This window comes from Ancylobacter sp. G4_0304 (assembly GCF_047501495.1).
Lineage (GTDB): Bacteria > Pseudomonadota > Alphaproteobacteria > Rhizobiales > Xanthobacteraceae > Ancylobacter.
Genome location: NZ_JAZDRM010000036.1, coordinates 34653 through 45812, shown reverse-complemented (window position 1 = coordinate 45812; position 11160 = coordinate 34653). Strand labels below are relative to the sequence as shown.

Annotated in this window: 10 protein-coding genes and 1 tRNA gene; 6 read left to right on the top strand and 5 right to left on the bottom strand. The window is 64.7% G+C overall.

Features of this window, described 5'->3' with window-relative positions:
* Positions 1-119: 119 nt before the first annotated feature.
* From VRZ77_RS18040 to VRZ77_RS18025, 4 genes are read right to left on the bottom strand one after another with little or no spacing between them, the layout of a single operon-like run.
* Positions 120-680, bottom strand: a complete 561-nt coding sequence (locus VRZ77_RS18040) for a hypothetical protein (RefSeq protein WP_414593970.1) — start codon at positions 678-680, stop codon at positions 120-122.
* Complete coding sequence (locus tag VRZ77_RS18035; RefSeq protein ID WP_133036444.1) at positions 681-2075, bottom strand: SIR2 family protein; 1395 nt, start codon at positions 2073-2075, stop codon at positions 681-683.
* The gene (locus VRZ77_RS18030; protein ID WP_133036445.1) at positions 2072-2518 is read right to left on the bottom strand and encodes a PIN domain-containing protein; all 447 of its coding nucleotides are present in this window, start codon (positions 2516-2518) and stop codon (positions 2072-2074) included. The genes VRZ77_RS18035 and VRZ77_RS18030 overlap by 4 nt, the downstream gene beginning before the upstream one ends.
* Complete coding sequence (locus VRZ77_RS18025) at positions 2515-2820, bottom strand: hypothetical protein (protein ID WP_075657396.1); 306 nt, start codon at positions 2818-2820, stop codon at positions 2515-2517. Before VRZ77_RS18025 ends, VRZ77_RS18030 begins: the two co-directional genes overlap by 4 nt.
* Before the next feature lie 503 nt (positions 2821-3323).
* On the opposite strand from VRZ77_RS18025, the gene VRZ77_RS18020 reads away from it, so the two are divergent.
* Entirely contained in the window at positions 3324-4979 is a 1656-nt protein-coding gene (locus tag VRZ77_RS18020; RefSeq protein ID WP_133036456.1) for a recombinase family protein, read from the top strand.
* Here VRZ77_RS18020 and VRZ77_RS18015 read toward each other — a convergent pair.
* A tRNA-Met gene (locus tag VRZ77_RS18015) sits at positions 4936-5012 on the bottom strand. The two genes, VRZ77_RS18020 and VRZ77_RS18015, sit on opposite strands and share 44 nt — an antisense overlap.
* Positions 5013-5204: 192 nt before the next feature.
* Between VRZ77_RS18015 and VRZ77_RS18010 the strand changes: the two genes are divergently transcribed.
* From VRZ77_RS18010 to cysQ, 5 genes are all read left to right on the top strand, one after another.
* Entirely contained in the window at positions 5205-6089 is an 885-nt protein-coding gene (locus VRZ77_RS18010; RefSeq protein ID WP_414593969.1) for a CHAD domain-containing protein, read from the top strand.
* 34 nt (positions 6090-6123) lie between these two features.
* Positions 6124-7020: a LysR family transcriptional regulator gene (locus VRZ77_RS18005; protein WP_414593968.1), complete on the top strand. Its 897-nt coding sequence runs from the start codon at positions 6124-6126 to the stop codon at positions 7018-7020.
* Between the two features lie 300 nt (positions 7021-7320).
* Complete coding sequence (locus VRZ77_RS18000) at positions 7321-8526, top strand: NAD-dependent formate dehydrogenase (protein WP_414593967.1); 1206 nt, start codon at positions 7321-7323, stop codon at positions 8524-8526.
* A gap of 279 nt (positions 8527-8805) precedes the next feature.
* Entirely contained in the window at positions 8806-10131 is a 1326-nt protein-coding gene (gene clcA, locus VRZ77_RS17995) for a H(+)/Cl(-) exchange transporter ClcA (protein ID WP_414593966.1), read from the top strand.
* A 176-nt stretch (positions 10132-10307) separates the two neighbouring features.
* Positions 10308-11144 (top strand): 3'(2'),5'-bisphosphate nucleotidase CysQ, encoded by an 837-nt coding sequence (gene cysQ, locus VRZ77_RS17990; protein ID WP_414593965.1) that lies wholly within the window; start codon positions 10308-10310, stop codon positions 11142-11144.
* The last annotated feature ends 16 nt before the right edge of the window (positions 11145-11160 follow it).

Below are 11160 nucleotides of genomic sequence, written 5' to 3'. Positions count from 1 at the left end.
TCAATAACTCCATGTAGATCACTCCGCTGTCCCCCGCGATGCCGCGTGAGACGTGGTGAAAACATGGGTCAGTTCTCGATGGAAAAATCCGCTCCTGCCGGGTCAGATCTCAGTGGAAATCAACACCCAGTGTTGCCTACGATAGCTAAAGGCCGCGAAAACAGGTCATTGTAGGAAGCGCGCACGACGTTGCGGGCCTGACCAGTCGGAAAGCCTATTCTCAGGTCACAGTCGAAGTCCTTATCGTCGTAGCCTTCCGGCTTATTGCGGCGGGGAGGAATCTCGAAGACCGCCCGTAATATGTCGGGCGATCCGATCTCGGCCGGCGTATCGAGCGTCGGCAGAACGGAAATGCCTGGGCTGAAGGAGGGTTCATCGTCCGCATGCTCGATGGTGCCCAGCAATTGTACGCTGGCGACGCGGCGCGGCTTCATCAGTTCGAGACTGAGATCATCGCCGCTGTTCGGATCGAAGGTCTCGCGGGCCTCCAGATCGGTGATGATGCCGATGACGGTCTCCCCCGCTCCGAGCGAGAAGGTCAGGTAAGCATTGATCGCGATCGCGACCTGAACGCCATCCAGAGTGGCACGTAACGCCGAACGGGTTTCGGGGAGCAACTCCACCTTGACCCGAAAACCTTGGACCGAGACGATATGGCCGACAAGCCGGGGATTATCCATCTAAGCCCCCACGCCGGCGTTTGGATCGGTTGGCGTTTCAGAGGAGGCAATCTGTTTCTCGAAACGCCGTAGCCGCAGGAAGTCGTCGAGCCATTGCACGTCGGGCATCACCGAGGTCGCAAAGTCGTCGAACGTCGCAAGTGTGAAAGGCGCGGCAGCGAAAGCATCTGTCGTGGGGCAGAGAACGAAGGCGCGTTTGCCGAGATCCTTGTAGCGTCGGATGCGTTCAATGACCGGACTTTCTGGATTGGGTTCGATTACCAGCATCACCAGCGAAGGGTTCATCAAGGCATTCTCGATGATCCGGCTGACATGCTCATCCCCGAACCCATAACCGAGGACGAGCAAGAAGGTTTGGGGAATGCCGAGTCGGACCTGGAACGACCGGAACAGATGCGCGTAGGGCATGGTCAGCGTCTGCGCGAACTTGTTGGCGGTGGGCAGGATGCCTACCGAGGGCGTCTTGTCAGCCAGTGGCACGAGTGCCGCCGCCTTGTCCGCCGGACTCTTCGCTGCATAGGACTGGAAACGTGTCAGGTCGGGATGACGGGCGCGCATTTCATCGCCGTGCTCGAACCAGTGGATCGAGCCATGCAACTTGTAGAAATGCAGGAACTTGTCGAATCGGCGGACACGACCTTCAGCGACCTCGCCCGGATAATAGATGTCGAGCCCATAGACGGACGGATCGAAGCGCGCAGCCGCGCGACCCGTGAATCCATCGAAATATTGTACTCCAAGCAATTCCAGCGCCTGCTCGAAGAGCGTGTCGTAATTCAGGGTGAAGAGATGAGTTCGCCCGAGATTGCTGTCGCGCGCGACCAACTTTGAAAGGAAAGCCAACTGAGGGGCGACCGCGGTCGCCGATGTCGCAAGCCCGGTGTCCGGCAAGGACAACGCGCATTCAGCGAAGATCGCCATGCGCAACCGATCGACGAACCATTGAAGGTCTTTGAGGCTTGGTGCTGACATACCCGGCCAGATGACACCGGAAAACGGAGCGTCCTTGGATTGCCCTACGACGAGGGCATTGGCGATAAACGAAAGCCACCCCTCGAAGCCCAGAGGCTCCGTCTTGTCGGTCTTCGCCTGTACAACTGCTTTCTGTCGCGCCTTGATAATAGGGGTAATCGACGCGGGCAGATCAGCAAAGGCCTCGATGGTATCAAATACAGCGACCTCAAGGTTCGCCATGGTCTTCCCGCCGGCGGAGACTGAGGTTCCCGCCCCGGTTATCACCACGACGTTTTCCATACGCAGCCATTCCGAGATCAGGGCCTGAAGCCGAATTCGTCCCTGCTTTTTGTCGAGACCAGCCAGCAGATCACCAACGCCGCCGCCCTCTGTAAGACCAATAAGCTGATATTCTGTTGGCAAAAACGTTCCTGCTGTCATCGATCTCCCCCCTCTGCTTCGCGACGCAAGGGGTTGACGATTTGAAGCCCCCTGAAATCCTTTTCGTTATCTGTGACGACTACGCAGTCGTGTGCTCCCGCGATCGCGGCGATAATCATATCGAGTCCGCTTCGTGGACGACCTGCCGCCTTCCCTTCCGCCATCAATCGCGCCCAGATGAGGGCAGCTTTTTCATCGAACGAGAGAATGCGACCGGCAAACAGCTCCTGTGGCCCCTCCGGTCCCGAAAACCAGGCATCGAGCGCATCGCGCTTTTTCCCACGCGGCTTTTCCAGAATGCCACGTCGGATCTCAGCGATGGTCAACGTAGTGACGAAAAGATCCTCGTCCTGCTGCGCGGTCATCCAATCCAGAAGGGTTTTGGATGGCTGCGGTTTGACAATGTTGCTAATGATGTTGGTGTCGAGAAGATAACGCGTCACAGATCGACCCGGCGCCCTTCTTCGCGTGGACGCGACAGATCGAGATCCGCGCCGACAAGGGGGGAACGGCGAAGGGCAGACAGGATGCCACCGGATTTTGGCGGCTCACCTGCAACAAGGGCCGCCTTGACCGCAGCCCGCGCCTTTTCCGCTTCCGGCCCCTCCTCCGCCAGTTGGCGAGCAAGCGACCGGATTAGCTCGCGGTCGGATTCCAGTGCTAAGACCTCGAAGCGCTTGAAGCCACGCTGCGTCAAGCGTGCCCGGTAATTTTCGATCGCTCTCTTCTGTGCCGCATTGCTCATGACGGGCCTCCGTGCTATATCCTGATATATAGCCGATATTGGCCTTGCAAACAAGGGATGTCAGCGATGCCTTGGGCCGCCCCCCGCAGTGAGGTAATGCAGAAGAATATTGCGCATTTGCGCCAGTATTTTCCATATGCTGCGGCACGAGGGAATACGCCAGACTTCACCGAAGCCGCCGAGAACAGGCTTTCTGCCGCCCAATATACGCGTGTTATATCAATTGCTTACACTGGTATTTGGGTGAATGCTTGGATGTATGACATCACGATCAATCCAAGCGTCGGCGAAGATGACAAGGGACGAGCGCGAAGCGCTGCTCGAATCCCTGCTCATCGACGAGCCGGAACTGACCTTTACTCCAAGGGGCGATCCCGACCCGCGGCTTTTGCGTCTGGTCGACTTTCTGGCGCGGCAGGCGGCACGGGAATGTTACGCGGAAGAAGTCAAGATGACGAGGCGACGGGGGAAGCGCACCTCCTGATGCCGAAAGGAGAGGTGCATTGAAGGTCGCGATCTACGCCCGCTACTCGTCCGATAATCAACGCGACGCCTCGATTGCCGACCAGTTCCGCATGTGCCGCCTTCATGCGGAGAAGCAGGGCTGGCAGATCGTCGAGGAGTATTCCGATCACGCAATCTCTGGTTCGTCTCTGCTGCGCCCCGGCATCCAGGCCCTGATTTCCGACGCCACGCGCGGTCGTTTCGACCTGATCCTTGCGGAAGCCATGGATCGGCTTTCGCGCGATCAGGAGGACATAGCGGGCCTCTTCAAGCGCATGTCCTATTCGGACGTGAAGATGTTCACCCTCTCCGAGGGTGAAGTCTCGCACCTCCATGTCGGGCTCAAGGGCACGATGAACGCGCTGTTTCTGAAGGATCTGGCCGACAAGACCCGTCGCGGACAACGCGGCCGGGTCGAGGCGGGCAAGTCGGGCGGCGGCAATTCCTACGGCTATGACGTGGTCAAGAAGCTGGACGCTAACGGCGAACCGATCCGCGGCGACCGCAGGATCAACGAGGCGCAGGCCGAGGTCGTACGCCGCATCTTCCGCGACTATGCGGCCGGCAAGTCGGCTAAGACCATCGCCTTCGCTCTGAACCGGGACGGCATCCCCGCCCCGTCCGGTGGTGACTGGGGTTTCAGCACGATCAACGGCAACCCGAAGCGTGGGAACGGCATCCTCAACAACGAGATGTATGTCGGCAAGATCGTCTGGAACCGTCAGCGCTTCGTCAAAGATCCGGATACCGGCAAGCGGCAAGCCCGGCCCAACCCGGAAACGGAATGGGTCATTCAGGACGCACCCGAGTTGCGCATCCTCGACGACGACCTCTGGAACGCCGTGAAGACGCGGCAGGGCGAGATGCGGACCGAGCGGGACGAGAGCGGCATCGCCGACGTCCGCAAGATGAACCACCGCCGCCGCCCGAAGTACCTGTTCTCCGGGCTGACCAAATGCGCCTGCTGCGGCGGCGGCTATTCGGCGATCTCGGCGGCCCTGATCGGCTGCTCGACGGCACGGAACAAAGGCACCTGCGATAACCGGACCAATATCCGTCGCGAGGAACTGGAATCGCGTGTGCTGAACGCCTTGCGCACCAGGCTCGTCGATCCGGAGATGTTCGCCCGCTTCTGCGAGGTGTTCACGCAGGAGATGAACCTGCTGCGCATGGAAGGCCGCGCGGGCATCGCTTCGGCCGAGGCCGAGATTGCGAAGATCGACCGCGAACTCGACACGCTGCTCAACCTGATCCTCAAGGGTGGCGCGGCCGACGCGATCAACGCCAAGATGGTCCTTCTGGAACAGCGCAAGAAGGAACTGGCCTTGTTCCTGGCCGAAGCTGAGGAACCGCCTCCCCTTCTGCACCCCTCAATGGCGTTGCAATACCGCAAGCGGGTCCAGCAGCTCTACGAAGCCTTGCAGGACGAAGAGGAAGAGAAGCGGATCGAGGCGGCCGACATTCTGCGCTCGCTGGTGGACCAGATCGTTCTGACGCCGGTGGACGGCAAGATGGAGATCGATGTCCAGGGCGATCTCGCCGGCATCCTGACGATTGCCACACAAACGCAAAACCCCGCAGCGGGTAAGGCTGCGGGGTCGCAATTAAAGATGGTTGCGGGGGCAGGATTTGAACCTGCGGCCTTCAGGTTATGAGCCTGACGAGCTACCGGGCTGCTCCACCCCGCGTCAGAGGTCGGCTCGGAGGCGCTAGCGTCCGGCGACGGCGGGTATCTAGCAATCCTCATGGCCAAATGAAAGGGCTTGGCGCTATTTTTTGTCACCGGATCGTCGCGCGCCTGCGGCACATGGCAGTCAACTCACCGCTGGAAAAGGGAAATTGCCGTGTCGGAGAGAAAGGAAACTTTTCCGGGAAAGCCTGTGCACAGCGCCGGCGGCACAGCCGGCCATCGCCCTCCCGCGCTCGGCGGCGTCCTGCTGCTGGCGGCGGAGGAGGCCGGCGCAGCGCTTGAAACCGGGAAGGGCGACGGCGCGGTGCACGGCCTGCGCAAGGCGTTCAAGCGCATGCGGGCGCTGCTGCGGCTGGTGCGCGGTGCGCGGGCCGGGGAGGCGGGCCGGCTCCGCGACGCGCTGGCCGAGGGCGCGCGCGCGCTTTCCGCCTCGCGCGATCAGGCAGCGCAGCGCGAGGCGCTGGACGAACTGGTGACCAAGGCCGGGCTGGCGCCGGAATGGCGCGACGCGGCGCTCGCCGCGCTGGCGGAGCCGGACGATGAAAGCGCGGCGGCGCCCGGTCTCGATGCGCAGCGCGCGCCGCTCGATGCGCTGGTCGAGGCGTGCCGCGCGGCGGGGGAACTGCTCGGCGGGGTCGTGCTCGACAAGGCGCTGCTGGCGGCGATCATCGCCGATTACGCCAGGGCGCGGCGGCGCGGCCGCGACATCGATGCCGGCGATGCCGAGGAACTGCACGAATTGCGCAAGGCGGTGATCGCCCATCGCTTCCACATGGAGCTGCTCACCCCGCTCTGGCCGGTGATGGGCCGCGCGCGGGAAGGCGAGCTGCATCGGCTGCGCGAGAAGCTGGGCAAGCATCACGACCTCGCCGTGCTGCTGGTGCGCCTCGCCGAGCTGCCGCGCGCGGTCGCCGACAGCGACTGGCACGCCCCGGTGGCGGCGGCGGCGCGGGCGCGGCAGGAGCGGCTCGCCCGTTCCGCGCTGCGGCTGCATGCCCGGCTGTTCGCCGAAAAGCCGGAGGAGTTCCGCCGGCGCTACGCCGCCTATATGAAAGCTATGTCAGATGGGGAATAACTAGCCCGCTCGACGCGGGAAACGGGATTGGCCGATGTTCGTCCGGCAGATGCATTATCTGGTCGCTCTGGCGCGCGAGAAGCATTTCGGGCGCGCGGCCGAGGCCTGCCATGTCTCGCAGCCGACGCTGTCGGCCGGCATCCGCAAACTGGAGCAGGAGCTCGGCCTGCCGATTGTGGTGCGCGGCCATCGCTTCCTCGGTTTCACGGCGGAGGGCGAGCGCGTGCTCGGCTGGGCGCGGCAGATCGCGGCGGATTACGACAGCCTGCGGCAGGAGCGGGCCGATACCGGCGGCGCACTCTCCGGCACGCTGCGCGTCGGGGCGATCCCGGCCGCGACGGCGGCGGCGCCGACCCTGCTCGCCCCGTTCATCGCCCGCCATCCGCAGGTGAAGGTGCAGATGCTGACGCTCAGCTCGGCGGCGATCCAGCGTGGGCTCGACGAGCTCGATCTCGATGCCGGCATCACCTATCTGGAGAACGAGCCGCTGAACCGGGTGCGCCGGCTCGATCTCTATCTGGAGCGCTATGTCTTCGTCACGCGGGCGGACGAGAAGCTGGCGCGCCGGCGCAGCATCAGCTGGGTGGAGGCCGCGACCGCGCCGCTGTGCCTGCTCACCCCCGACATGCAGAACCGGCGCATCATCGATCAGGCGATGCGCGCGGCCGGCGCCAGCGCGCAGCCGGCGATCGAGACCAATTCCTTCATGGGCATCTGGGCCTTCGTGCGGCGCGGACCTTGGACCAGCATCGTGCCGGAGGCGAGCTTCCGGGGGCTGGGGCCGGGCAGTGACCTTGCCGGCATTCCGCTGGTCGAGCCGGTCGAAGTGCAGCCGATCGGCCTTGTTCTGTCGGAGAGGGACCCGCTGCCGCCAGTCGCCGGCGCGCTGCTGAAGCTCGCGCGGGCAAAGGGCGCAACCCTGTTCGGCTGAACGCGAATTTGATCAAGAATATTTCTTAATTGAGAACTTTTGATTTCTTTTGTCTATCAATTGTTCACCCCTTTCAATTTGAGCCCGCTGCCCGTGCCGGTCACAGTGTGACGGTCGGCGGCGACGCGGGGCGGTGAACGCGCCTCAGGCCAGCCGGCACGGAGGACGTTCCGAACGCCCGGCCCGCATCCCGAGGGCGGGGCCGGACATGGCGAGCGACGACATCGACGCCCGTATGAGCCAGCCGCGCAGCCCGCGGCGGGAGCGTCCCCGCTCAACCTGAAACGAGGAGATGCCGCGATGGCCAAGGTTCTGTGCGTGCTTTATGACGATCCGGTCGACGGTTACCCCAAGACCTATGCCCGCGACGACCTGCCGAGGATCGACCATTATCCCGGCGGCCAGACCCTGCCGACCCCGAAGGCGATCGACTTCACGCCCGGCACCATGCTGGGCAGCGTGTCCGGCGAACTCGGCCTGCGCAAATATCTGGAGTCGAACGGCCACACGCTGGTGGTCACCTCCGACAAGGACGGCCCGGATTCGGTGTTCGAGAAGGAGCTGGTGGATGCGGACATCGTGATCTCCCAGCCGTTCTGGCCGGCCTATCTCACGCCCGAGCGCTTCGCAAAGGCGAGGAACCTGAAGCTCGCGCTCACCGCCGGCATCGGCTCCGACCATGTCGACCTGCAATCGGCGATCGATCGCGGCGTCACCGTGGCGGAAGTCACTTATTGCAACTCGATCAGCGTCGCCGAGCATGTGGTGATGATGATCCTCGGCCTGGTGCGCAATTATCTCCCCGCGCATGACTGGGCGCGCAAGGGCGGCTGGAACATCGCCGATTGCGTGAAGCACTCCTACGATCTGGAGGCCATGAGCGTCGGCACCGTCGCCGCCGGCCGCATCGGCCTCGCCGTGCTGCGCCGCCTCGCGCCGTTCGACGTGAAGCTGCACTACACCGACCGCCACCGGCTGCCGGAGGCGGTCGAGCGGGAGCTGAACCTCACCTGGCACGACACGCCCACCGACATGTACCCGCATTGCGACGTGGTGACGCTGAATTGCCCGCTGCATCCCGAGACCGAGCACATGGTCAATGACGAGACGCTGAAGCTGTTCAAGCGCGGCGCCTATATCGTCAACACCGCGCGCGGCAAGCTGTGCGACCGCGATGCCGTCGCGGCGGCGCTGGAGAGCGGCAAACTCGCCGGTTATGCTGGCGACGTCTGGTTCCCGCAGCCCGCGCCGGCCGATCACCCCTGGCGCACCATGGCGTGGAACGGCATGACCCCGCACATGTCCGGCACCTCGCTCACCGCCCAGACCCGCTATGCGGCGGGCACCCGCGAAATCCTCGAATGCTTCTTCGAGGGCCGCGCGATCCGCGACGAGTACCTGATCGTGCAGGGCGGCAACCTCGCCGGCGTCGGCGCGCATTCCTACTCCAAGGGCAACGCCACCGGCGGCTCGGAAGAGGCGGCGAAGTTCAAGAAGGCGAGCTGACCGTCCGACGGGAGCGCCGTCCGCGCGGCGCTCCTTGCCTCGAACCAGCGGGCCGCGCCACCTCTCCCGGCGCGTCCCGGTCCGGCGAACTTGGGACGCTCCCATTTGGGAGCGTTTTTTTATTGGGCCGCGACCCCTCGTCGCGATTGTCCGGTTCGCGGCGCCCGATGGCGTGCGTGATGCTTTCGGAGCGGGTAGGGCGATGCTACCCAAGGGGTGCTACCGAAGGAGACGGGCCCGCCGGAGAGCGGGCCGCGTCAGGCAGAAAGAGTACGCGGCATGAGCAATCTGGCCTATTACATCGTCGCCATCCTGGTCGGATCGGTTGTCGGCGTGGTCGGCACGGGGTTCCATCTCGGCGTCGAGGCGGCGCTGGACTGGCCGGCCGTGCTGCGGGAGCGCAGCGGCCTGGAAGGGTATTATCTGCTGGCCGCCGGGGCGGGGATCGCGGCGCTGTGCACCGTGACGGCGGTGTGGCTGGTGCGGCGCTTTGCGCCGGAAGCCGCCGGCTCGGGCGTTCAGGAAATCGAGGGCGCGATGGCCGGCATGCGCGTGGTGCGCTGGCATCGCGTGCTGCCGGTGAAGTTCGTCGGCGGCCTGCTCGCGCTCGGCTCGGGGCTGGTGGCGGGACGCGAAGGTCCGACCATCCATATGGGCGCCTCGATCGCCAAGGCGGCGGCGGACTGGCAGCGGCTCTCCGGCGCCGACATGCACGGTCTGCTGGCGGCCGGCGGCGCGGCGGGCCTTGCGGCGGCCTTCAACGCGCCGCTGGCGGCGATCCTGTTCGTGATCGAGGAGACCCGGCGGCAGTTTCCCTATAGCGGGCGCACCTATGCGGCGGTCGGCCTCGCCTGCGTGATGAGCGGCATCGTCACCACCGCGCTCTCGGGCGCCGAGCCCTATATGCTGATGCCGGTGGCGGAAGTGGCGCTGGTGCAGCTTCCGGTATTCGCGGTGATGGGGCTGATCCTCGGCGTCGCCGGCGTGGTGTTCAACACGGTGCTGATCTGGTCGCTGGACCATGCGCGCCGCTTCGGCCTGCGCACCTCGTTCTATCTGCTGCCGGCGCTGGTCGGCCTCGCCATCGGCGCCCTGATGTTCCTGCGCCCGGAGGCGACGCAGGGCGGCGAGTTGCTGGCGGTGCAGCTTACCAAGGAGAACCTGCCGCTCGCGGTGCTGGCCTTCATCGTGATGATCCGTTTCGTGATGACCATGGCGAGCTACAGCGCCGGTGCGCCGGGCGGCATCTTCGCGCCGATCCTCGCGCTCGCCACCACCATTGGCCTCGTCTATGGCTCAGCGCTCGACATGGTGATGCCGCTGCCGGACGGCATGGCCGCCGCGCTGGCGGTGGCGGCGATGGGCGGGCTGTTCGCCTCCACCATCGGTGCGCCGCTGGTCGGCATGGTGCTGGTGGCGGAACTGACCGGGGCCTACACCGTGCTGCTGCCGGTGATCGTCACCACGCTGGTCGCGAACATCGTGGCACAGGCGCTTGGCGGGCGGCCGATTTACGAGGTGCTGCTGGAGCGCACCCTGGCGCTGGAGGCGCAATCCCAGGGCATGGCCGAAGCCGCCTCGGGAGTCCCTCCCACGCAGAGCTGAGCCCCGACTGTCTGACACAGAGATTTTAAATACGCATATTCCATGTGCAATTCGATCAAAAAACATGATCGGTTGAGTATGTGGCATTTCCCTGTTGCGATACGTATATTGCGGCCGGACGGCTTCGCCTGTATGAGCGACGCCTTTAGCGGCGCGACAGGGACGGCGCAGGCAAGATGACGACGGACGTGGCCGACGGGCAGGACCTCCTGCCGCTCGTGGAACTGGCTCTCAAGGCCGGCGAGGTGATCCTCGACGTCTACGCCACCGATTTCGTCGCCCGCACCAAGGAAGATGCCTCGCCGGTGACGCAGGCCGATATCGGCGCCGAGGCGGTGATCCTCGAAGGTCTGCGCCGCCTTGCCCCCGGCATCCCGGTGGTCGCCGAGGAAGAGGCCGCCGCCGGCCGGCTGCCCGAGATCGGCGACGTGTTCTTTCTGGTCGATCCGCTGGACGGCACCCGCGAATTCCTCGCCCGCAATGGCGAGTTCACCGTGAACATCGCGCTGGTGCGCGCCGGCGTGCCGGTTCTCGGCGTGGTCTATGCTCCCGCGATCGGCGTGCTCTATGGCGGGGCGGATGGCCGCGCTTTCAAGGCGAGCGTCAGCGGCACCTCGCTCGGCGCCATCGTGCCGATTTCGGTGCGCCCGGCCGCGGAGCCGGTCGCGGCGATCGGCAGCCGCTCGCACGGCGCTCTGGCCGCCTCCGAATGGCTCGCGCGCTTTCCGTCCTGCTCCTTTCTCAGCGCCGGTTCCTCGCTGAAGTTCTGCCTGGTCGCCGAGGGCGCCGCCGATCTCTATCCGCGCCTCGGTCGCACCATGGAATGGGACACGGCGGCCGGCGACGCGGTGCTGCGCGCGGCCGGCGGCGTGGTGGCCACGCTGGACGGCGCCCCGCTGACCTATGGCAAGCGCGGGCAGGCCCATGACGTTGATTTCGCCAACCCCCATTTCGTCGCCTATGGCGACAGGCGCCTCATTGCGGGCGCGGCGGTTGTCGACGGGAAGAGGTGAGTAGCGTGTCGGCTGA

Excerpts from the sequence above, each read along its gene's own strand:
- VRZ77_RS18005 (WP_414593968.1), top strand. The coding sequence starts at position 6,124 with ATGTTCGTCCGGCAGATGCATTATCTGGTCGCTCTGGCGCGCGAGAAG.
- VRZ77_RS18000 (WP_414593967.1), top strand. The coding sequence starts at position 7,321 with ATGGCCAAGGTTCTGTGCGTGCTTTATGACGATCCGGTCGACGGTTAC.
- VRZ77_RS18035 (WP_133036444.1), bottom strand. The coding sequence starts at position 2,075 with ATGACAGCAGGAACGTTTTTGCCAACAGAATATCAGCTTATTGGTCTT.
- VRZ77_RS18025 (WP_075657396.1), bottom strand. The coding sequence starts at position 2,820 with ATGAGCAATGCGGCACAGAAGAGAGCGATCGAAAATTACCGGGCACGC.
- VRZ77_RS18040 (WP_414593970.1), bottom strand. The coding sequence starts at position 680 with ATGGATAATCCCCGGCTTGTCGGCCATATCGTCTCGGTCCAAGGTTTT.
- clcA (WP_414593966.1), top strand. The coding sequence starts at position 8,806 with ATGAGCAATCTGGCCTATTACATCGTCGCCATCCTGGTCGGATCGGTT.
- cysQ (WP_414593965.1), top strand. The coding sequence starts at position 10,308 with ATGACGACGGACGTGGCCGACGGGCAGGACCTCCTGCCGCTCGTGGAA.